This window comes from Xanthomonas sp. NCPPB 2586 (assembly GCF_041475775.2).
Classification (GTDB): domain Bacteria; phylum Pseudomonadota; class Gammaproteobacteria; order Xanthomonadales; family Xanthomonadaceae; genus Xanthomonas; species Xanthomonas campestris.
Genome location: NZ_CM192981.1, coordinates 1,449,445 through 1,472,031, shown reverse-complemented (window position 1 = coordinate 1,472,031; position 22,587 = coordinate 1,449,445). Strand labels below are relative to the sequence as shown.

At 63.6% G+C, this 22,587-nt stretch carries 11 protein-coding genes and 1 other RNA gene; 9 read left to right on the top strand and 3 right to left on the bottom strand.

Features of this window, described 5'->3' with window-relative positions:
* The first annotated feature begins 13 nt into the window (after positions 1-13).
* From ACCQ09_RS06145 to ACCQ09_RS06115, 7 genes are all read left to right on the top strand, one after another.
* Positions 14-1,075 (top strand): glycosyl hydrolase family 18 protein, encoded by a 1,062-nt coding sequence (locus ACCQ09_RS06145; protein ID WP_011038014.1) that lies wholly within the window; start codon positions 14-16, stop codon positions 1,073-1,075.
* 149 nt (positions 1,076-1,224) lie between these two features.
* The gene (locus ACCQ09_RS06140; protein ID WP_228428390.1) at positions 1,225-3,681 is read left to right on the top strand and encodes a family 20 glycosylhydrolase; all 2,457 of its coding nucleotides are present in this window, start codon (positions 1,225-1,227) and stop codon (positions 3,679-3,681) included.
* Between the two features lie 21 nt (positions 3,682-3,702).
* On the top strand, positions 3,703-6,384 hold the full coding sequence (locus ACCQ09_RS06135; RefSeq protein WP_228428389.1) for a beta-mannosidase: 2,682 nt from the start codon (positions 3,703-3,705) through the stop codon (positions 6,382-6,384).
* 261 nt (positions 6,385-6,645) lie between these two features.
* Positions 6,646-9,312: a glycoside hydrolase family 3 C-terminal domain-containing protein gene (locus ACCQ09_RS06130; protein ID WP_040942262.1), complete on the top strand. Its 2,667-nt coding sequence runs from the start codon at positions 6,646-6,648 to the stop codon at positions 9,310-9,312.
* A 174-nt stretch (positions 9,313-9,486) separates the two neighbouring features.
* Positions 9,487-10,917: a glycoside hydrolase family 125 protein gene (locus tag ACCQ09_RS06125; RefSeq protein WP_040942261.1), complete on the top strand. Its 1,431-nt coding sequence runs from the start codon at positions 9,487-9,489 to the stop codon at positions 10,915-10,917.
* Positions 10,918-11,053: 136 nt separating this feature from the next.
* Positions 11,054-13,399 carry a GH92 family glycosyl hydrolase gene (locus ACCQ09_RS06120; RefSeq protein WP_040940890.1) on the top strand — a complete coding sequence of 782 codons (2,346 nt, stop codon included), beginning with the start codon at positions 11,054-11,056 and terminating at the stop codon, positions 13,397-13,399.
* Positions 13,400-13,662: 263 nt separating this feature from the next.
* Positions 13,663-15,504, top strand: a complete 1,842-nt coding sequence (locus ACCQ09_RS06115; protein ID WP_016944153.1) for a glycoside hydrolase family 35 protein — start codon at positions 13,663-13,665, stop codon at positions 15,502-15,504.
* 228 nt (positions 15,505-15,732) lie between these two features.
* Here ACCQ09_RS06115 and ACCQ09_RS06110 read toward each other — a convergent pair whose 3' ends face one another.
* On the bottom strand, positions 15,733-18,138 hold the full coding sequence (locus ACCQ09_RS06110) for a Ulp1 family isopeptidase (RefSeq protein ID WP_228428388.1): 2,406 nt from the start codon (positions 18,136-18,138) through the stop codon (positions 15,733-15,735).
* A 199-nt stretch (positions 18,139-18,337) separates the two neighbouring features.
* Here ACCQ09_RS06110 and ACCQ09_RS06105 point away from each other — a divergent pair.
* A non-coding RNA gene (locus ACCQ09_RS06105) (sX9 sRNA) lies at positions 18,338-18,413 on the top strand.
* Between the two features lie 61 nt (positions 18,414-18,474).
* On the opposite strand, the gene xopK is transcribed toward ACCQ09_RS06105, so the two are convergent.
* Positions 18,475-21,048, bottom strand: coding sequence for a type III secretion system effector XopK (gene xopK / locus ACCQ09_RS06100; RefSeq protein ID WP_268662248.1), 2,574 nt, complete (start codon positions 21,046-21,048; stop codon positions 18,475-18,477).
* A gap of 521 nt (positions 21,049-21,569) precedes the next feature.
* The gene (locus ACCQ09_RS06095) at positions 21,570-21,830 is read right to left on the bottom strand and encodes an XAC0095 family protein (RefSeq protein WP_011038024.1); all 261 of its coding nucleotides are present in this window, start codon (positions 21,828-21,830) and stop codon (positions 21,570-21,572) included.
* Positions 21,831-21,999: 169 nt separating this feature from the next.
* Between ACCQ09_RS06095 and ACCQ09_RS06090 the strand changes: the two genes are divergently transcribed.
* Positions 22,000-22,587 (top strand): restriction endonuclease subunit S, encoded by a 588-nt coding sequence (locus ACCQ09_RS06090; RefSeq protein WP_016944158.1) that lies wholly within the window; start codon positions 22,000-22,002, stop codon positions 22,585-22,587.

Genomic DNA, 22,587 nt, shown 5'->3' with positions numbered 1-22,587 from the left:
GGATCCTGTCTTCATGATCAAGCGATTGACCTGGATGTTGCTCGCGCTGGCGGTTGCCTGCGCGCCCACCTTGGCGCTGGCCAAGAACCCTACGGCGCTGTTCTATCTGATGAACACGCAGAAATCGACCAATTCGTTCCTGGCCAATGTCGACAAGATCGATGTGGTGGTGCCCACCTGGTATGGCGTGGATCAGAACGGCTTGGTCAACGGCACGCCCAACATGTATCTGTACGACATCGCCAAGCAGAAAAATCTGCGCGTGATGCCGATCCTGTCGATGACCACCGGCCGCGACGGCTTCCACAAGCTGATGCATGACGAAGCGGCCAAGAAGCGCATGATCGAATCGCTGCTGATCCACGGCAAGCAGCACAAGTACTACGGCTTCCAGTTCGATTTCGAGAACATCGCCTGGACCGATCGCGATGCCTACACGCTGATGGTCAAGCAGACCGCCGATGCGCTGCACAAGGCCGGTTTCAAGATGTCGGTGGCAGTGGTGCCCAATGCGCCGGGCCATGCCGAAGGCGGCCAGTTTTCCAAGTGGATGTGGGAATACTGGCGCGGTGCGTATGACCTGAAAGCACTGGGCCAGGCCGCCGATCTGGTCAGCATCATGACCTACGACCAGCACACCCGCTGGACCACGCCCGGCCCGGTGGATGGCATGGTGTGGATGAAGAAGCACCTGGACTACGCCATCACCCAGGTACCGAAGGAAAAGCTCTCGCTGGGTATTGCCACTTACGGCTACCGTTGGTACACCGGCAACCCGGTGAAGGAAGACGGCACCGAAGCGTCGAACATCTCGGCCACGTATATCGATGCCGACGAATCCTTCCCGCTGGCGATCGAACAGAACGCCACCGTGCAGTGGGATCCGGTGGAGCAGGAATCGTGGTTTTACTTCTACCGCGACGATATGCGCGAGTGGGTATTCCGCCCGGATGCGCGCAGCTTCAAGGCACGCTACGACATGGTGAAGCAGTACGGTCTGGAAGGCTTCAGCTGCTGGGTGCTGGGCGCTGAAGATCCGAAGGTGTGGGACGAGCTGCCGGTGGCGCAGCGCTGAGCCCGCCATGCAACAGGGCGGCGCGCGCACGAAGCGTGCGCCAGTCCCTGCGTTGTTCGCCACGGCTTTGCTACTGTGCGTGGCTGCCGTGTCCTGGCGCGTGGCAAGCTGCATGACACGCGCTGATTGCCACATCGGGATGTGATTGCATGATCTCCAACACCGGCCCTGTTCCACGCATGATGTCGTCGCGACGGCTGCTGTCCACACGATTGCCGTCGCGCCTGCTTGTCTGCTGCGTTGCAGTCAGCGCCCTGCTTGGATGTGGTCAACGCGAGGCCGGCACTGCACCGGCCGTTGCCAGTGCAGGCGCCCCCGCGGCACCTGCCGCCAACACACCGCTGCCCCTGATTCCGGCACCGGCGCAGGTCACACGCGGCAGTGGCAGTTTCCACATCGGTGCCGGCACGGTGATTTCGATCGTCGGTGGCGATGCCGATGCACGCCGCAGCGCCGAATATCTCGCCGAGCTGCTCAAGCGCACGCGCGGCCTGTCGCTGGAAGTGCGCAACGAAACCAGCGCCTCACCGGGCAGCATCCGCCTGGAACGCAGCGCGCAGGCACCGGTAGCGCAGAAGGAAGGCTATAGCCTGGATAGCGACGCGAAGGGCCTCCGCATCCAGGCGCGTGATGGCGCCGGGTTGTTCTACGGCACCGTGAGCGCATGGCAGTTGATGACCCCGGATGCACGCAAGGGCGATGTCGAGGTACCGGCGGTGGCCATCCGCGACTGGCCGCGTTTCAGCTGGCGCGGCCAGCATCTGGATGTGGCGCGCCACTTCCACGACGTGGCAACGGTCAAGCATGTGCTCGACACGATGGCCGTGCACAAGCTCAACGTGCTGCACTGGCATCTCACCGATGACCAGGGCTGGCGGATCGAGATCAAGCGCTACCCCAAGCTCACCGAGGTGGGTGCGTGGCGCACGCCGCCGGGCGCGGGCCAGCACGGCACACCGGAGCGCTATGGCGGCTTCTACACGCAGGAACAGATCAGCGAAGTGGTGGCCTACGCGGCGCGCCTGCACATCACCGTGCTGCCCGAGCTGGATATGCCCGGGCATGCGCAGGCGGCCGTTGCCGCCTACCCCGAAGAGGTGGGCGTCCCCGGTGTGCGCACCCAGGTGGGTGTGGACTGGGGCGTCAACCCGTACCTGTTCAACACCAGCGAACGCAGCCTGACCTTCATCACCAATGTGCTGGATGAAGTGCTCACGCTGTTCCCGTCGACCTACATCCACATCGGCGGCGATGAGGCAGTCAAGGACCAATGGGAAGCCTCGCCGGCCGTTCGCGCACAGATGCGCAAGCTCGGCGTCAAGGACGCACACGCGATGCAAGGCTGGTTCAACGAACAGCTGGCCCAGTACCTCACCCAGCATGGCCGGCGCATGATCGGCTGGGACGAAATCCTCGAAGGCGGCGTGCCGGCCAGCGCGGCCGTGATGTCCTGGCGTGGCATCGAAGGCGCGGTGACCGCCGCCAAGCAAGGCCACGACGTGGTGCTGGCACCGGGCGATTCGCTGTATCTGGACAACCTGCAGACCACGCGCAGCGATGAACCCAACGGCCGCCTGACCACGCTGCCGCTCTCGAAGGTCTACGCGTTCAACCCGGTGCCGGCCGCGCTCAATGCCGAGCAGGCCAGGCATGTGCTCGGCGCGCAGGGCGCGTTGTGGGCCGAATACATCCCCTCGCGCTGGCACGTCGACCACGCGCTGTTCCCGCGCCTGGCAGCGGTAGCCGAAGTGACGTGGTCGCCGATGGCCGCGCGCGACTGGAAGAATTTCCTGGCGCGGATGCCGGCGCAGCTGCAGCGTTATCAGGCGCTGGGCATCGATTACAGCGATGGCGCGTTTGCCGCCGACATCGATCTGGACGGCGACGTCAACGCGGTACTGGCCGGTGGCCCGGCCAAGGTATCGCTTGGCAACCAGAGCGGCGCCGGCAGCCTGCACTACACCGTGGATGGCAGCGACCCCACGCCGGATGCACCGCGCTACACGGCGCCGTTCGCGATTCAGCTGCCCACCACCGTCAAGGCCACCGCCTTCACCGACGATGGCATTGCACTGGCCGCCCCACGCAGCCGCACCTTTGACCGTGCCGCGCTGCTGAGCCGCGACACCCAGGGTCTGCGCCACTGTGTCGAGCAAGGGGCGCTGGGCCTGCGCCTGCCGCTGCTGCCGGACCTGCCGGGCGCCGACACGCCGGTCTACAACGTGGACCTGTTCCATGCCTGCCGCCTGTATCCGCAGGCGCGGCTGGATGGTGTGGGCGCGATCAAGGTGGACGTCGCACGCCTGGCGCGCAACTTCGGCCTGGCGCACGAGCAGTCCAAGGTGCAGAAGTACCCGGCCAAGACACCCGGCGGCGAACTCGAAGTGCGCCTGGGTTGCGAAGGCGAGCTGCTCGCGCGCATCCCGCTGCCCAAGGGCAACGCGCTCGGCGAACAATTCACACTGGAAAGCGCGCTGTCTGCACGCACCGGCACGCACGATCTGTGCCTGCGCTTCACCGCCCCCATCACCGGCCCGTTGTATGCCATCGGCGCCGTCCATCTGATTGAAACCACCGCGCAGGCGCCCCCCGCCGCCACGCGCTGATCCCTCCAAGGAGAACCCTGCATGTCCCTGTCCCGCCAACGTCGTGTTCCTGCACCCGCCCGCCTCGGGCTTGCCCTCGCCTTCGCCATGTCGCAGGCCTGGGCAGCGCCGCCCACGGCCGTGACGCTGGACAGCGGCTGGCAGGTGCGGCTGGTGCCGGGGCAGGAACAGGCCAAGACCTACCCCAAGGCCGCGGCTTGGTTGCCGGCGCAGGTGCCGGGCGTGGTGCAGACCGATCTGATCGCCGCCAAGGTCGTACCGGACCCGTTCTACCGCGACAACGAAGGCAAGATTCAGTGGGCCGGCCTGAGCGACTGGCAGTACCAGACGCGCTTCACCGTGGATGCGACCACGCTCGCGCGTGAGCATGTGGAGCTGGTGTTCGATGGCCTGGATACGTTTGCCGAGGTCACCCTCAACGGCAAGCCGTTGCTCAGCGCCGACAACATGTTCCGGCAGTGGCGCGTGGACGCCAAGGCGCTGCTCAAGCGCGGCGACAACGTGCTGGAAGTGAAGCTGTTTTCGCCGATCAAGAAGATCCAGCCGTGGCTGGCCAAGCAGCCGTACGCGCTGCCGGGCGCCTACGATTCGGCCTTCGGCGACGAGCCCGAATCGCGGCACAGCTCCACCTACGTGCGCAAGGCGCCGTACAACTTCGGCTGGGACTGGGGCCCGCGCATGGTCAACGCCGGCATCTGGAAAGACGTGCGTGTGGAAGCCTGGGATGCGGTGCGCGTGGATGGGCTGCATATCGCCCAGCAGCGCGTGGATGCCGACAGTGCGCAGTTGCAGGCGCAGCTGGAGTTGCAGGCCGGCCGCAGCGGCCCGGTGCAGGTCAACCTTGACGTGCTCGGCCCGAATGGCCAACGCGTGGGCCAGTTCACCCAGGACGCGGTGGTCGACCCGGGCCAGAACCGCATCGATCTGGCGGTGCGCATCGCCAAGCCCAAGCGCTGGTTCCCGGCCGGCTACGGCGCGCAGGACCGCTACACCTTCGTGGCCACGGTGCGCGATGCCGATGGCGACAGCCAGCAGATCAAGCGCATCACCGGCCTGCGTTCGGTGGAGCTGCGCCGCGAAAAAGACAAGTTCGGCAAGAGCATGGAGATCGTGATCAACGGCATCCCGATCTTTGCCAAGGGCGCTAACCTGATTCCGCTGGATGCCTTCCCCTCGCGCGTCAGCCAGGCGCGCATGCGCAGCACCCTGCAGGATGCGCGCGATGCCAACATGAACATGCTGCGCATGTGGGGCGGCGGCCATTACCAGGACGACCACTTCTACGAGGTGGCCGACGAGCTGGGCATCATGATCTGGCAGGACTTCATGTTCGGTGGCGCGGTGCCGCCGTATGACGTGGAGTTCCGCGAAAACACGCGCCAGGAAGCGATCGAGCAGGTTAAACGCCTGCGCGACCATCCCAGCGTGGTGTTGTGGTGCGGCAATAACGAAGTGCAGACCGGTTGGGAAAACTGGGGCGACCGGGTCAAGTTCAAGCAGTCGGTGGACCCGGAAGAACGCAGCCGCATCGAGCGCGGCATGACCACGCTGTTCGGCACCGTGTTCCGCGAAGTGGTCGCCACCTACGACAGCGATGTGCCGTACTGGTCCACCTCGCCCGGCACCAACTTCGACGGTGCCGCCGACCAGGCCAATGACGGCGACATGCATTACTGGAAGGTCTGGGGCGGCCCGGCGCTGCCGGTCACCGAATACCTCAACGTCACTCCGCGTTTCATGTCCGAATACGGCCTGCAGTCGTTCCCGGACATGCGTACCGTGCGCGCGTTCGCCGAACCCGGCGACATGGATCCGGAATCGCCGGTGATGCGCGTGCATCAGAAGTTCGACAAGGGCAACGGCAACAAACGGCTAATGCTGTATATCCGCCGCGAATTCGGCGAGCCCAAGGATTTCGAAAGCTTCGTCTACCTGAGCCAGCTGATGCAGGCCGAGGGCATCAACCTGGCCGCCTCGCATCTACGCGCTTCGCGTCCGCAGTCGATGGGCTCGCTGTACTGGCAGCTCAACGACGTGTGGCCCGGCGCCTCCTGGTCGAGCGTGGACTACTACGGCCGCTGGAAGGCGCTGCACTACCACGCACGCCGCTTCTATGCGCCGGAGATGATCGCCGCGCTGCGCAACGACAAGGGCCAGACCGAGGTCTCGCTGGTGTCCGACCGCACCACGCCGCTGCAGGCGCGCTGGCGCATGCGCGTGATGAGCATGGAGGGCAAGGTGCTGAGCAAGCGCGAAGAAAAAGCCACGCTCAAGCCGCTGAGCAGCCTGCAGGTGGGCAACTTCAGCGACAAGCAATTGCTGGGCAACGCCGATCCGAAGCGCAGCTACGCGGTGTTCGAACTGCTGGATGGCGATACCGTGCTTTCACGCGAAGTGGTGTTCTTCGCGGCCGCCAAGCAGCTGGCATTGCCCACCGCCACGATCGACAGCCAGTGGCGCGCTGATGGCGATGGTTACGCGCTCACGCTGTCCAGCAAGACGCTGGCGCGCGAGGTGTGGCTATCCTTCGGCGACGTGGACGCCGCGCTGTCGGACAACGCCTTCGATCTGCTGCCGGGCGAGCCGCTGACCGTGCACGTGACCAGCAAGACAGCGCTGGCGCAGTTGCAGTCTGCGCTGCAGGTCCGCGACCTGGCCAGCACGCTGGCGGGTGCACCACCGGAGCCGGCCGAGAGCAAATGACGTTGCAGTTCGCTGCACATTGCGCTCAGTGAGCGCGGCGCGTGCACCGCGGTGAACATCATCGTTGGTGCAACGCGCGACGCACACGCCCGCACCATCGCACCGCTTTGCACCTGCACTGCAGCGCGAGCCAGAAGTCGCACTACCGCGGCAGCGCCGATACACGGCCTGCCGCATCCAGATCCATCCCTGCCCGTCGCCACGCGACGGGTACCCCAATGCAACGCCGCGCAGCCACTGCCGCACGGCAGGAGTGAAATGATGTCGTTGTCCGTGTTTCCGCATCGCCTGGCCCTCGCTCTCGGATTTGCCTTGGCTGCACCGCTGACCAGTGCGCCCGCTCAGGCCGCAGCGCCCACCGGCACGCCGGAACAGCGTGCCGCTGCACTGGTCGCGCAGATGAGCCGCGAGGAAAAAGTGGCCCAGGCGATGAACGCGGCGCCAGCGATTCCGCGCCTGGGCATCCCCGCCTACGAATGGTGGAGCGAGGGCCTGCACGGCATTGCGCGCAATGGCTACGCCACGGTGTTTCCGCAGGCGATCGGGCTGGCCGCCAGCTGGAATACGCAGCTGATGCAGCAGGTGGGCACGGTGGTGTCGACCGAGGCACGTGCCAAGTTCAACCAGGCCGGCGGCCCGGGCAAGGACCACAAGCGTTACGCAGGCCTGACCATCTGGTCGCCCAACATCAACATCTTCCGCGACCCGCGCTGGGGACGTGGCATGGAAACCTATGGCGAGGACCCCTTCCTCACCGGGCAACTGGCCGTGGGCTTCATTCGCGGCCTGCAGGGCGATGACCTGGAACATCCGCGCACGATTGCAACGCCCAAGCACATCGCCGTGCACAGCGGCCCGGAGCCGGGCCGGCATGGTTTCGATGTGGACGTCTCCCCGCGCGATGTGGAAGCGACCTACACACCTGCGTTCCGCGCCGCGCTGGTCGAGGGCCAGGCCGGCTCGGTGATGTGCGCCTACAACTCCCTGCACGGCACGCCGGCATGCGCGGCGGACTGGTTGCTCAACGGCCGCGTGCGCGGCGATTGGGGCTTCAAGGGCTTTGTGGTCTCCGACTGCGATGCGGTGGACGACATGACCCAGTTCCATTATTTCCGCCCGGATAACGCCGGATCGTCGGCGGCATCGCTCAAGGCCGGCCACGATCTCAACTGCGGCACTGCCTATCGCGCGCTTGGCACCGCGATCGAACGCGGTGAAGTGGACGAAGCATTGCTCGATCAATCGCTGGTGCGCTTGTTCGCCGCACGCTACCGCCTGGGCGAGCTGCAGGCGCCGCGCAAGGACCGCTACGCCAGGCTCGGCGCCAAGGACATCGACAATGCGGGCAACCGAGCGCTGGCGTTGCAGGCAGCCGCCGAGTCGATCGTGCTGCTGAAGAACGCGAACGCCACGCTGCCGTTGAAGGCCGGCACACGGCTGGCGGTGATCGGCCCCAACGCCGATGCATTGGCTGCACTGGAAGCCAACTACCAAGGCACCTCATCGCAGCCGGTGACGCCGCTGCTCGGCCTGCGCCAGCGCTTCGGCGCGCAGCAGGTGCGCTGCGCGCAAGGCGCGCCGCTGGCGGCCGGTGTGCCGGGCATGATTCCGGAGACCGCACTGCGCAGCGATGGCAAGCCGGGACTGCGTGGCGAATATTTCGACAATGTCGACATGACCGGTGCTGCGCGCGTGGTGCGACAGGACCGCGTGGTGAGTTTCAACTGGGACCAGGTCGCACCGGCGAAGGGCGTGCCGGCCGATCGCTATGCGGTGCGCTGGAGCGGCGAGTTGCTGCCGCCGAGTGCAGGCGATTACACGCTGGCAGTACGCGTGGCGCGCTGTTTCGATTGCACCGGCCATGATCCGGTGCGGCTGTACATCGACGACAAGCTGGTGGTCGCCGGCAACGCCGAAGACAAGCACGTGCCGGCCGGCATGCACAACGCCGATGGCCGCAGCGTGGAGACCGTGCTGCATTTCGACGACACCCGCCCGCGCAAGATCCGCCTGGAACTCGAACACCGCGGCCAGGACCAGGGCGTGCGCCTGGAGTGGCTGGCGCCGGCCGCCGCACAGTTGGCCGAAGCCGAACAAGCCGTGGCGCAGGCCGATGCGGTGGTGGCCTTCGTTGGGCTCTCGCCCGATGTGGAAGGCGAAGAGTTGCGCATCGACGTGCCCGGCTTCGACGGCGGCGACCGTAACGACATCGCCCTGCCCGCCGCGCAACAGGCCTTGCTGGAGCGTGCCAAGGCCTCCGGCAAGCCGTTGGTGGTGGTGTTGATGAGCGGCAGCGCAGTGGCATTGAATTGGGCCAAGACCCATGCCGATGCAATCGTGGCGGCGTGGTACCCCGGCCAGTCCGGCGGCACCGCCATTGCCCGTGCGCTGGCCGGTGACGACAACCCCGGCGGGCGCCTGCCGGTGACGTTCTATCGCTCCACCAAGGACCTGCCGCCATACGTCAGCTACGACATGAAGGGCCGCACCTACCGCTATTTCAAGGGCGAGGCATTGTTTCCGTTCGGCTACGGGTTGAGCTACACCCGCTTTGCGTACGAGACGCCGCGCCTGTCCGTCACTACGCTGCAGGCCGGCAGCCCGCTGCAGGTGACCACCACCGTGCGCAATACCGGTGAACGCGCGGGTGATGAAGTGGCGCAGGTGTATCTGCAGTATCCAGACCGCCCGCAGTCGCCATTGCGCAGCCTGGTTGGATTCCAGCGCGTGCATCTGCAACCCGGCGAGCAGCGCACGCTCACCTTCACCCTGGATGCGCGTGCCCTGAGCGATGTGGACCGTACAGGCACGCGCGTGGTGGAAGCCGGCGATTACCGGCTGTTCGTCGGTGGTGGCCAGCCAGACACCGGCGCCCCCGGCCAGAGCGTGGCGCTCACCATCCAGGGCCGCGCACCGCTGCCAAAGTAGGGCCATTCGCAGCGCGCCGGCGCAGTGCCGGCATGCGCGTCACGAACACCACGCGCCCGCAGCACGGGCGCGGCATCAGGAGTATCCATGCGTAAGATCCCCACAGACAGCATCACCGAGCCAGCGCGCGACGACAGCACGCAACCCACTACCGCCGGCGTCTCGCGACGCACGATGCTGGGCATGCTCGGCGCCGCCGCAGGCAGCGCGCTGATCGGCGGCATTCCCGGTGCACGCGCAGCGACCTCGTCGCCGGCCTCGGGTTTTGTCAGCAAGCGTCCGCCCAAGGCGCAGCGCCGCTTCGTCAGCACCGCGGTGGAGCAGCAGATCACCCAGATCAAAGCGCGCATCGCCGACCCGGAACTGGCCTGGCTGTTCGAGAACTGCTACCCCAACACGCTCGACACCACGGTGGAAACCGGCACCCGCAACGGCAAGCCGGACACCTTCGTCATCACCGGCGACATCCACGCGATGTGGCTGCGCGATTCGTCCGCGCAGGTGCATCCGTACGTGCCGCTGGCCAGGCGCGACCCCGCGCTGCGGCGCATGTTCCATGGCCTGATCCAGCGCCAGGCCGCCTGCATCAAGCTCGATCCGTATGCCAACGCGTTCTTGCCCGATGGCCAGACCCAGCGCCTGAAGTGGTCGCTCAACGACATCACCGAGATGAAGCCCGGTGTGGGCGAGCGCAAGTGGGAAATCGATTCGCTGTGCTACCCGATCCGCATCGCGCACGAATACTGGCGTGCCACCGGCGACACCGCGCCGTTCGACGACGACTGGCGCGAGGCGATGCACGTGGTGGTACGCACCTTCCGCGAACAGCAGCGCAAGGACAACCGCGGCCCGTACGTGTTCCAGCGCCCCTCGCCGCTGGCCACCGAGACGCTGGTGCTGGAAGGCTACGGCCAGCCGACCAAGCCCAACGGCATGATCCATTCAATGTTCCGCCCGTCCGACGATGCCTGCGTATTCCCGTTGTTCGTGCCGGCCAACCTGTTCGCGGTGGCCTCGCTGCGGCAGCTGGCCAGCATGAGCACGCAGATCCATCGCGACAGCGCGTTCGCGGCCGACTGCACGGCGCTGGCCGACGAAGTGGAAACCGCCACACGCCAGTTCGGGCAGATGCGCGACAGCGACGGGCAGGCGTATTGGGCGTTTGAAGTGGACGGCTACGGCAACCAGTTGTTCATCGACGACGCCAACGCGCCCGGGCTGCTCAGCCTGGCTTACCTGGGGTGTTGCGATCGCGCCGACCCAGTGTTCCTGCGCACACGTCAACTGGCCTGGAGCGAGCGCAACCCGTACTTCTCGCGCGGCACCGCGGCCGAAGGCGTGGGCAGCCCGCATAGCGGCATGGGTACCATCTGGCCAATGGCGATCGTCCAGTACGCGCTGGTCAGCGACGACGATGCGCAGCTGCGCCAATGCCTGCAGTGGCTCAAGACCACGCATGCCGGCACCGGCTTCATGCATGAGGCCTTCGACAAGGACAACCCGGCCACATTTACGCGTGACTGGTTCGCCTGGGCCAACACCTTGTTCGGCGAACTCATCATCGACCTGCATCAGCGCAAACCGCAGTTGCTGCGCAGTAGTTGATCGTCCGAAGCGCTAGATCTTCCTTTCCAGGCGGAATGACAGAGCACTTGATCTTCCCTTCTCCCGCCGGGAGAAGGTGCCCGAAGGGCGGATGAGGGTGCCCCGGCATCGGCCCGCAAACTCCGAGACCAGACACATGGCAACACGACGCGGTTTTCTACAAGGCGCCATCGCAGCAGCCCTCTTCGGTAGCGGCGCTCTGGCCACAGGCCTCGCCCGCGCACGCGCCGGCTCCTACGCACTGCCGGCCGATGCGCGCACCCGCGCCGACCTCACCCGCCATGTCGATGTCTTCATCGGCACCGGCGGCCACGGCCACACCTTCCCCGGCGCCACGCTGCCGTTCGGCATGGTGCAGCTCAGCCCGGACACCTACAACGCGGTGTGGGATTCGTGCTCGGGCTACCACGAGTCCGATGGCTCGATCATGGGCTTTTCGCACACGCATCTATCCGGCACCGGCATTGGCGACATGCTCGATGTGTTGCTGGTGCCAGCCACCGGCGAGGTCAAGCTGGTGCCCGGCCCGCTGGATGATCCCGACGCCGGCTATCGCTCGCGCTACGATCATGCGGATGAAGCGGCCTCGCCTGGCTACTACCGCGTGCGGCTCAAGGACAGCGGCGTGCATGCCGAACTCACCGCCACCGCGCGCGCCGGCCTGCACCGGTACCACTTTCCCAAGGGCAAGCCCGCGCATGTGCTGCTGGACCTGTGCCATGGCATGCAGGACAAACCCGGCATCGCCACCCGCGTGAGCGATGCGCAGCTGCGCGTGGTCGACGCACAGACCATCACCGGCGGTCGCCGTGTCTATCAATGGGCCAAGGGCCGCTATATCTACTTCGCCATGCGGCTGTCGCGCCCGTTCGAAAAGGTACAGCTGTACAACGAAGACCAGCCCCTCGCCGCCGGGCTGCGCAGCGCCGATGGCGTGCATCTCAAGGCCGCACTGCATTATCCGGATGCCTCCGAGGCGCCGTTGCTGATCAAGGTCGGCATCTCGGCGGTGAGCGCGGACAACGCGTTGGCCAACCTGGATGCCGAACTTCCCGACTTCGACTTCGCCCGCGTGCATGCGCAAGCCGTGGCCGCGTGGGAAAAGGAACTGGGGCGCGTGCGCATCGACAGCGACGACGAGGCGCAACGGCGCATCTTCTACACCGGCCTGTATCACAGCCTGTTGGCGCCTACGTTGTTCAGCGACGTCGATGGCCGCTACCGCGGCATGGACCTGCAGATCCACACCGCACCCAAGGGGTATCACAACTACAGCACCTACTCGCTGTGGGACACCTACCGCGCTGCGCATCCGCTGCTCACCCTGGTGCAACCCGAGCGCGTGCCGGACCTGGTGCAGTGCCTGGTGCGCGGCGCCAACGAGTGCCCGGACGGCGTGGGCATCTGGCCGCTGCAGGGCGTGGAAACCGGCTGCATGATCGGCTACCACTCGGCGGTGGTGCTGGCCGAAGCGCACGCCAAGGGCTTCACCGGCATCGACTACAAAGCCGCCTGGCCGGCGTACCGCAAACGTGCGATGGACGACACCACCCACGGCCTGGCGTACTACCGCAAGCTCGGTTACATCCCCGCCGACAAGGTGGACGAGGCGGTCAGCCGCACCCTGGAATACGCCTACGACGACTGGGCCTGCGCGCACCTGGCGCAGGCCGCTGGCGCCACCGACGATGCACGCGCACTGCGCGAGCGCTCGCGCAATTACCGCAACGTGTTCAACCGCGACAGCGGCTTCGTGCAGGCGCGCCTGGAAGACGGCAGCTGGGCCACACCGTTCGACCCGCGCGGCATGGGGCACATCGCCAAGTGGCGCGATTTCACCGAGTCCAATGCCTGGCAGGCCACCTTCCTCAACCAGCACGATCTGTATGGCTATATGGATTTGTACGGCGGCCGCGATGGCTTCCTGGCCAAGCTGGACGAGCTGTTTTCCACCAGCTCCGAGTTGCCGGCCGACGCACCGCCGGATATCGACGGCCTGGTTGGCCAGTACGCGCACGGCAACGAACCCAGCCACCATGTGGCGTACCTGTTCGCCTACGCCGGGCAGCCTTACAAGACCCAGGCGATGGTGCGCCGGCTGTTGCGCGAGCAATACCACGATGCGCGCAATGGTCTGTCCGGCAACGAGGATTGCGGGCAGATGAGTGCGTGGTTCGTGCTCAGCGCACTTGGCCTGTACGCCGTGGACCCGGTCAGCGGCAACTACGTACTCGGCAGCCCGTTGTTCAAGCGCGCAGAGCTGGACGTGGGCAACGGCCGCACGTTGCGCATCATTGCCCGCGACACCAGCGCCAAGAACCTCTACGTGCAGTCGCTGACCTGGAACGGCACGCCGATCACGCGCAGCTGGATGCGGCATGCCGATCTGGCCGCTGGCGGCACGCTGGAATTCCGCATGGGGGCCACCCCCAACCTGGCATTCGGTGCAAGCAAGGAGGACCTGCCGCCGTCGTTCGCCTGAGCGCGCGCGATCGTTGCGTCAGCGCCACGCGTTGGCGGCCACACCTGGTGCGCTGCGCTCGGATGATCGCAGCGCAACGGCGCGCTCGTTCAAGCCGCTTCGCGCGCCACCGCGGCCTGCTGCATGGCGCAACGACAGACAGCCTGCGGTGCGCACGCAGCACCGGCACTGCAGCCTTGTCAGCCCTTCGTCCGTGTCACTCGCCCCACGTCATTCGTGATTCGTCATTCGTCATTCGTCATTCGTCATCGCAGAGAATTCCCATGTTGCGTACCACGCTTGCCCCGCTCGTTCTGGCCCTGGCCATCGCACTGCCCATCACCGCCACGGCCGCCAGCGATGACCAGTGGCCCACCTTCGCCACCCAGGGCACGCAGTTCGTGCGCGACGGCAAGCCGTACCAAGTGCTTTCCGGTGCCATCCATTTCCAGCGCATTCCGCGTGCCTACTGGAAAGACCGCCTGCAAAAAGCGCGTGCGCTGGGCTTGAACACGGTAGAAACCTACGTGTTCTGGAACCTGGTCGAACCACAGCAGGGGCAATTCGATTTCAACGCCAACAACGATGTGGCCGCGTTCGTGCGCGAGGCCGCCGCGCAAGGCCTCAACGTGATCCTGCGCCCCGGCCCGTACGCCTGCGCGGAATGGGAAACCGGTGGGTATCCAGCCTGGTTGTTCGGCAAGGACAACATCCGCGTACGCAGCCGCGACCCGCGCTTTCTCGCTGCCAGCCAGGCCTATCTGGATGCCGTGTCCAAACAGGTGCATCCGCTGCTTAACCATAACGGCGGCCCGATCATCGCCGTGCAGGTCGAGAACGAATACGGCTCCTACGACGACGACCACGCCTACATGGCCGACAACCGCGCCATGTACGTCAAGGCCGGCTTCGACGACGCCTTGCTGTTCACCTCAGACGGCGCCGACATGCTCGCCAACGGCACCTTGCCGGACACCTTGGCGGTGGTGAATTTTGCGCCGGGCGAAGCAAAGAGCGCATTCGACAAACTGATCAAGTTCCGCCCCGACCAACCGCGCATGGTTGGCGAATACTGGGCCGGCTGGTTCGATCACTGGGGCAAGCCGCACGCCAGCACCGATGCCAAGCAACAGACCGAAGAACTCGAGTGGATCCTGCGCCAGGGCCATTCGGCCAATCTCTACATGTTCATCGGCGGCACCAGTTTCGGCTTCATGAATGGTGCCAATTTCCAGGGCAATCCCAGCGACCATTACGCCCCGCAGACCACCAGCTACGACTACGACGCCATCCTCGACGAGGCCGGCCGTGCCACGCCCAAGTTCGCACTGATGCGCGATGCCATCACCCGCGTCACCGGCGTGCAACCGCCTGCATTACCGGCACCGATCGCCATCGCCGCCCTGCCGGAAACCCAACTGCGCGAATCCGCCTCGCTATGGGACAACCTGCCCGCCCCGATCGCCATCGACACCCCGCAGCCGATGGAACATTTCGGCCAGGATTACGGCTACATCCTCTACCGCACCACCGTCACCGGCCCGCGCAAGGGCGCGCTGTACCTGGGCGAGGTGCGCGACGTAGCACGCGTGTATCTGGACAAGAAGCCGGTCGGCAGCGTCGAACGTCGCCTGCAGCAGGTCTCCACCAACGTGGATATTCCGGCCGGCGAACACACGCTCGATGTGCTGGTGGAAAACAGCGGCCGCATCAACTACGGCCCGCGCATGGCCGACGGCCGCGCCGGCCTGGTCGACCCGGTGCTGCTGGACAACCGGCAACTCACCGGCTGGCAGGCCTTCCCGCTGCCGATGCGCTCGCCCGACAGCCTGCGCGGCTGGACCCGCAATCACGTCGATGGCCCTGCCTTCCATCGCGGCACCCTGCGCATCGACACACCGACCGATACCTATCTGGACATGCGCGCCTTCGGCAAGGGCGTGACCTGGACCAACGGCGTCAACCTGGGCCGCCACTGGAACATCGGCGCGCAACGTGCGCTGTACTTCCCGGCACCGTTCCAGCGCAAGGGCGACAACACCGTGGTGGTGTTCGATCTGGACAGCACCGCCAAGCCCAGCGTGCGTGGTTTGCAGCAGCAGGTGTGGATCACGCCGAAGGAGTAAGCGCGGCCAAGAAACCACCGCGCTTATCATCAGACGGGCGCAGCGTTCGCTTCGATCGGTTAAGAGCCGCCAACAAAACGACTGCGTGGCCAACAGGCGGTCGCAGTTGGTGCTCGGAATGAGGGTCGGCAGGGATTCGTGTAAAAAATAGCCAAAAATAAGCTAGCCCGCTGCCAGCAAAGAACTTTTTAACGACTTGCTGCCGCCCCTCTACCGCCGATGGTCGAATTACTGGAACTTCCACCACTTGCTTTTCTTTTTCTTCTGTTCGATGGGCAGTTCGGGAGCTTGCCTGACGCTGCTTTCTGCCGGAGCTTGCTCCGCTTGGGCAAGACGACCCCTGATGAGGCCGCGGTCTGGTGTGATACCGCGCAGGTCCCTGCCGTCCGCATCGTCGAAGGTGCCGTCGATCACCCTGTGAGCCAGCATCTCTATTCCGGTCAGCACATGATCGCCGCAGGAATAACCATCCCGCTGTATCGCGGTGGGCATTTCATGAATTTGTTGGTAATCAAGGTCTAGGTGATAGACCGCCATCTGCCCAAGGTAGCGTTGCTGTTGCTGCATCTGTGCCATGGAATCGTAGTGGTAGGTCGCAACAGCGTCCTTGTTACGACGGTCGACGACGAGCAATGACCAATGAGTGTCGCGCTGATTGATCGGCAGGAACACGATAGGTGGGACGTCGTCTCCAACAAGAAGGCGCCGTGCGCGGGCCTGTTGGTCTGGATCTGTGGAGCTCAGCATGGTCACTACCTGCGAGTCGGCAAAGTGGAGTAAATGGGCATTGGGCTGCCCTCGCAATCGGCGGGCGAGGTCGTCGGTGTAGGCGCGCAAATGGCCGTCTAGCAGCCACGAAGTGGCCGTCGCTGGAGGAAGCTCGGAGTCTGGGACGTCCTGGGGCGACGGCAGATTGTCCACATCAATCCTCTCGGGACTCATGGCGGGGGTGGCCGAGCGCCCCACGGGAGCCTGAGTGCCATAGTCCCCATCAGTGCTCCAAAGCTGCTCTTCCCGGGGCGTATTGAGGTCGAATTCGCGGCCGTAATGGCTCATGGAGGAGAGGCCATCGAAGGTCGAGTCCGTGCTTTGGGCGGGCGTGGCGCCCTGCCACCCTGGTTGCTCGATCTGCTGGGGCGTATTGAGGTCGAATTCGCGGCCGTAATGGCTCATGGAGGAGAGGCCGCCGAAGGTCGAGTCCGTGCTTTGGGCGGGCGTGGCGCCCTGCCACCCTGGCTGCTCGATCTGCTGGGGCGTATTGAGGTCGAATTCGCGGCCGTAATGGCTCATGGAGGAGAGGCCACTAAAAGTCGAAGCTGGGCTTTGAGGGGGGTATTGCGGAGTGTCCGGTTCCGGCTCGCAGCCCACATGTCTCCAATATGAGCTCACCCCCTGGAAGAACGATGAGGGCGGCGGATTTTCTTCCTGCGGATAAAAGGCCTGAGGGGGGCTGTTGGGGGGCAGTTCCGGTTGTTGGTAACGCATTCTGAAATTGGCGCGAATTGCATCCTGGATGCTTTCGGATGCACCTGAAATCACTTCTTCACCCAGAGGAGTCAGTTCGCCGGTTTTCTCGTCGACTATTTTTTCGAGGTCTGCTTGTGATAAATATCCGCTGCTTGCATCGTTAATACTGCATGTTCTTTTGCTTAATTTGCCTGAGATTCCAAGAATTAACTTTGGATTTTTATAAAGGGTCCGGAATACTCCAGTTCTGGGCACATTACTCTTAGTTGCAGCCACGGCGTTATGTGCAGCCAAGGCCTGTCGGCGCTTCTGAATTGCCTGCTTCAATCTTTCCTTCTGATCTGGGGTGGCGTATTCAAGGATGTTGATTAACGCTTGGCCAAATGAGCCATTTTTACACAAGTAATTCTGGAACCCGCTCACACCCTCCGCGTGGCGCGGCAGTTTCTGTAATGTTTCATATATTGGTAGATGTTCGATAATTTTACTGATCACACTCTGGGCTGCAGCGGCGGCTGCGGCTGTGGCTGCGTCTTCGGCTGCGAATTTGGCTGCGACTTCGACTGCGACTGCGACTTCGGCTTTAGCTTCGGCTTCGGCTTTGGCTTTGGCTTTGCCTTTGACTTTGGCTTTGGCTTTGGCAATGCGATCTAAAGTCAGTTGGCTCAGCACAATGTTTTGACTGCAATCCAACTCCAGGTTGCTCAGCGCGATTTCTCGCTTTGCAGGACCCAGGCAATTCTCAACTCGTCTTATTATTTGACCTATGACATGGTCGCATTGATCTCCGCTCAATTCCCGAAGCATCTGCATGCCAGCCCGATGTGATAGGCCGTCGGTTTTCAAATAAAAATCAAAAGTTGGAAAGCTTCTTAGCAGTTCTGACATTTTTTTGCCATCACCATAGGCGCCACTTAGATCTAATAATCTTGAGTAACTCCTATGGCGATTGGAGGTCGGCGCGGCTGCGCGCATCTGATGGACCGAGCTATCGGCAGGCACTTGCGTGGGATTTCTTCGCGGGAGGGATTCAAGCAGCGGATGCATGTTGTAACCCGTGCTGTAGTTTTCCCTGTGTTCTTCAGGGGGCGGAGAATTGCGGTGATCATCCGCCGCCTCCGTCATTTCGAGATAGTTTTTATAGTCAAAATTAAATAATCTGTCCATTATTTGAAATGCCTGTTTGGGTTGATGTTGATGTTGTCAGGCATTCACGATGCAAGTAACTCTCGGAGGCGAATCCGTTTTCTTGAAAGCGATCTTCCCGTGTCGCGGTTTGGCGAGCAGCGCTCCGTTTCGCGGTGGCTCACCCAAGTCCTGGTTGAGGCGACGAAGCATTGATACGCCCAAGGCTTTGTAGACAGGTACGTACCACTCATACGCTGCGGTTCTGAGCGCGCAGCCCGCATACACTGAAGACTGCTCGCCAAGTGTTGTCAGCCACTCCAGGCCGTGGCGGCAGGTGTGCATTCCACTGGCAACGACGCCACTGTTGCTGATCGCTCAAGGGCTGAATGACGGCGTTGCCGCGGCCGCAGCGCCTTCGCGGATGCGCGCGGCCTGCATTTCGGTGGCCAGCAACGTGCCGCGCACATCGCTAGTGTGCCGCCGGGCCTGTTTCATGCAGAAATGCGCAAAGCCCGCACTTCCTGGCTGCGGCGTGATCGCGTTTGCGGTCAACGCAGCGATCAGGCGCTGTTGCAGCCCCTGCATCCTGTTTTCTGCGCGCTGGATTTTTCTCATGTCCGAACTTTCCAGCTCCTCGTTTGCCATGCCCAGTTCTTCCAACATCAAGCTGACAGATCGCAGTTGGAACTCGTCGCGCTCACGCGCTTGATGCAGTTGCGTGGTCAAGCGTGCGTGCGCCTGCGCAGCCGTCGTGGCTGTGGCCTCTGTGTCTGGGATTGCACCACTGGCAGCATCCTCCGCCGGCAGCTCCACCCGTAAGCGCAGTTTCGAGTCTAGATATTTCTTTTGTAACTCCAGGCAACTTTGCATGTACGCAACCTGCGACTTGACCGAGCCTGGCGTTTGCAGCCACTGGTTCAACGCTGTTTCGGTCAATGTATCGGTATGTTTTGCATAGCTTCGCGCGGCTTTTTCGCCAGCGACGCGGGGTTTGCCGGTGAGCACTGCTCGCCCGTAGGTCGCCCCAGCAAAAAGCGCTGCCCTGGCTCGCTTGGCGAGCGAGGACGGTTGAGCCGCCTGACCAGTTGCTGGGCTCTGATCGGTAGAGCGAGGCACTGCCCGATAGCGTTTCTTCATGTCGTTGGCGCAGCTCTGCAAGAGCGCGTCCCGTGCTTTTTCCTGACCGTCGATACAGGCGTACAGGGCGCTGCGCAGTTCGAATCCATGCTGCGGAACGGCAACAGTCGCCTCCGTCGCGGCTGACGCGTCGTCGGCTGCAGGCGATGCCTGTTTTGCCGCTACCGACTGGGCAGCCACCGTGTGTTCGGTTGGGCCGGGCATGACATGGTCAGACTCCAGCTGGTCACCAGTGCCCGTCGTCACGACGGTGTCCGACGCTTTTCCCGAGGCACCGTCACTGACGCGTGGTGTGCCATGCGGATCCACTTCCCCCGGTGAGGCAGCGACGCCCGCCTCGGGCGTGGGCAGCAGGTCGGCCATGGCAAGCAATGCCCGGTCCACGCTGGGCATCTCCGCAGTCTCGTAGTTGCGATACCGTTTTTGCTTGCCATGCGCCAGCAGAAACTGGTGGCCACCAACACCCATCGTGACCGCACCCAGCAGACCGGCACCGACCACCAAACCGGTGCCCACCGGCCCGGTCACGGTGGCTGCACCCAGCACAACAGCAGCACTGACTCCGGTTTTGGTCAAAGTGCTGGCCGTGTAGGTGACGCCGCCAACGACAAAGCCCTTGTTCCAGTTGTTGAAGCTGCCGGCGAATCCGCTGCGCTGGGTCAGCTTGGTGCTCAAGAAGTGCTGGTAGCGTTGTGCGCCAGGGCTGAGCTCGCCCGGTTCCAGGCGTTGCATGAAGTCTTCGACACGCGCCACATCGGCAACCACGCGCGTTTTCTCCTTGCGTGACTGGTGCAGAAACGTACCGCCAAGCGCGGTGGCAGCGACGCTTGCCAGCGGAGCCAACACAAATGTGCCGGCAATACCGGCCGCCGACGCGACGCCTGCGGCGGCGGTGCTGTGGCCGATCAAGCCAGCAGCATTTGCGTTATTGGCGCCGAGTGCCAACCCGCCCTGGATGCCGAGTTCTGTCGTGGCCTTGGTAAAGATCACGCTTGCGGACGCCATCGAGGTCACCGCGATAGCGCCATCACGTGCGTTGCGCTGTTGTTGGTAAGCGACTGTATCAATCGCCTCGCTCAAGGCATGGACCTGAGCGCCTGCAACTGCATTCAATGGGCCGCTCTCCGGCACAGTTCGCAACGATGCCATCTCTGACCGCAGCTGCCGTTCGCGCTGCCGCAGGGCGCCGCGTTGTTCGGCCACTTCGCGGGTTTCCTTGTAGGCGGCGTAGATCGCAAGGCCAGAGAGCGGCAGCATGGCGCCACTGATGCTCAAGCTCATTGCCAGATCGGCAACGCCTTCCGGCGCCCCCTCCTCAGCCAGGGTGTGCAGGAGGCTCTCTTGCGCTGCAGGCTCTACCGGATGCGGATCCAGAGAGTGCTCCGCGCCGATACCATGCTGCGTCTGATGGTCTGCCGACACTGGCGTGTGATCGATCGGCGTGTGTTCGTGTGAATGCGCGGGTTGGTCGGCTTCCGGGGAATGTTCCGGTTCGCCAGCGTTGGGCATTTCCGCGATCAGTTCCGCCGTATTGTCTACAGTGCCATGCAGTGGATCGGCAAGATACTTGGCGACCACGAATGCATCATAGACCGCCTCTGCTTCCTGAATTTCGGCCATGGCATTTTCGCCAGCTTTGTGTTTTGAAGCGTGGCCGGAGACGGGCTTTCGTTGGGAAGCCTTTCGCTTTAACGATTCCAGACTCATGGGCCAGCCATCGGCAGCTGGCAGATCGTTCGCTGAAGCAAGGGCGTCGGGAGTAGACAAATCAAACGAGCGGGCAGAGCTGTTTGCGTGCTCTTGAATGCGCATAGCCAAATATCCACATGATGCGGTGCGGAAATAGTCTGCCTTCTATCTGCAGGACTCGCTCCAACTGCGAAATTCCTTGCCTTGGAGAGAACAGCCGACATGAAATCGAACAGCATTCATCTCGAATATAAATTGATGACTCGCTGGCGTATCAAAACGGGCGGGAGCTGAACTTCTCCCGGCGCGGCACGCCAAACCGGTAGCGCCTCGATAGAGAGCTTCAACGGACGCCTGCAAGCGGAGTGTCTCAACCGCACTGACTCTTCTCACTGGCCGATCAAAGGCGCCAAATCAGGCCGAAATCTCTACCGACTAATGGCCCTGGAATCGGGGGCGGGTCAAATCCACTCCGCACTCTAAACCCGATCGCTACTCAGCGCGGGAGGACGTCGCTTAGTGCCGAGTGCACAAGGCTTGGCTGCCACGCATCCATATCGCGGGCAACGAACGCATTAAACACTGCACGGGCCGCATACGGATTGACACGCATCCGCGCCGACACCATCACCCACCCGCATCCTTCAAACCGAAGCGTGCAGCGTCGCCGGCCAGCGTGCCTCATCAAGAATCAGACGCACCTGCTCTGCCAGCAACTCTAGACAGAGCGCCAGCTCGTCCATGCGAATCGCCAGTTGCGGGGACTGCTCTTCTGCGCGCGTGCGCGGCTCCGCAATCCGCGCCAGAAAACGCATGTGCTCGCCAAGCTTCTGCAGGCGGTCTTGCGCGTGCTCGGGCAGGTAATAACCCAGCACGGAGCCATCACCGTCAAAAGATTGCTGCATTCTTTTCTCCCATCGCACACCGCATGGCCTGTTCTCACGTCAGGAGACACCGCTCCTTGACCATGAGATTACCAAGCAACGGGCTTTCGCACATCCATTTTTATTGCATCAAATCAAATGAAGCAAAATTTTATTGACAAAAAGTGGATTCCACCTCATTGTGCGCTTCATGGCCAATCATGCACTTATCGCCACCCTTGCCAAGCACGCGGACGTCCGCATGGGCTATCCGTTTCGCGGGTCGATTCCTGAGGTTGCCGGGGGCAGCGTGCGCGTCGTCCAAATCAGGGACGTCCCACGCACCCGGCTCTGCACCTACGACACGCTTGTCGCAACAGAGGTGGAAGGTCGTAAACACCCCGACTGGCTCCTGGATCAGGACATCGTGTTCATCGCCAGAGGGGCCAACACCTTCGCGGCGCTGGTGCAGGCACCGCCGCCACGCACGCTGTGCTCCCCGCACATCTATGTCATCCGGGTGAAGGCACCGCAGCAGTTGTTGCCCGCCTTTCTCGCGTGGCAACTCAATCAGGCGCCGGCACAACGCTATCTGCGCCAGTCGGCCGAGGGCAGCAACCAGCTGAGTATCCGCCGCACGGTGTTGGACATGACCCCCATCCGCCTGCCTCCACTGTCACTGCAACAGGCGGTCATTGCGCTGGAGCAGGCCGCACAGGCAGAGCGCGCCGCCCTGCACGCACTGATCAACAACCGCACCGCCGAGCTGGCGATCCTCGCCGAGCGCCTTCTCGCCTAA

What these genes read in the sequence shown, in the direction of transcription:
- ACCQ09_RS06145 (WP_011038014.1), top strand. Translation starts at nt 14, where the DNA reads ATGATCAAGCGATTGACCTGGATGTTGCTCGCGCTGGCGGTTGCCTGC.
- ACCQ09_RS06140 (WP_228428390.1), top strand. Translation starts at nt 1,225, where the DNA reads ATGATCTCCAACACCGGCCCTGTTCCACGCATGATGTCGTCGCGACGG.
- ACCQ09_RS06135 (WP_228428389.1), top strand. Translation starts at nt 3,703, where the DNA reads ATGTCCCTGTCCCGCCAACGTCGTGTTCCTGCACCCGCCCGCCTCGGG.
- ACCQ09_RS06130 (WP_040942262.1), top strand. Translation starts at nt 6,646, where the DNA reads ATGTCGTTGTCCGTGTTTCCGCATCGCCTGGCCCTCGCTCTCGGATTT.
- ACCQ09_RS06125 (WP_040942261.1), top strand. Translation starts at nt 9,487, where the DNA reads ATGCTGGGCATGCTCGGCGCCGCCGCAGGCAGCGCGCTGATCGGCGGC.
- ACCQ09_RS06120 (WP_040940890.1), top strand. Translation starts at nt 11,054, where the DNA reads ATGGCAACACGACGCGGTTTTCTACAAGGCGCCATCGCAGCAGCCCTC.
- ACCQ09_RS06115 (WP_016944153.1), top strand. Translation starts at nt 13,663, where the DNA reads ATGTTGCGTACCACGCTTGCCCCGCTCGTTCTGGCCCTGGCCATCGCA.
- ACCQ09_RS06110 (WP_228428388.1), bottom strand. Translation starts at nt 18,138, where the DNA reads ATGGACAGATTATTTAATTTTGACTATAAAAACTATCTCGAAATGACG.
- xopK (WP_268662248.1), bottom strand. Translation starts at nt 21,048, where the DNA reads ATGCGCATTCAAGAGCACGCAAACAGCTCTGCCCGCTCGTTTGATTTG.
- ACCQ09_RS06095 (WP_011038024.1), bottom strand. Translation starts at nt 21,830, where the DNA reads ATGCAGCAATCTTTTGACGGTGATGGCTCCGTGCTGGGTTATTACCTG.
- ACCQ09_RS06090 (WP_016944158.1), top strand. Translation starts at nt 22,000, where the DNA reads ATGGCCAATCATGCACTTATCGCCACCCTTGCCAAGCACGCGGACGTC.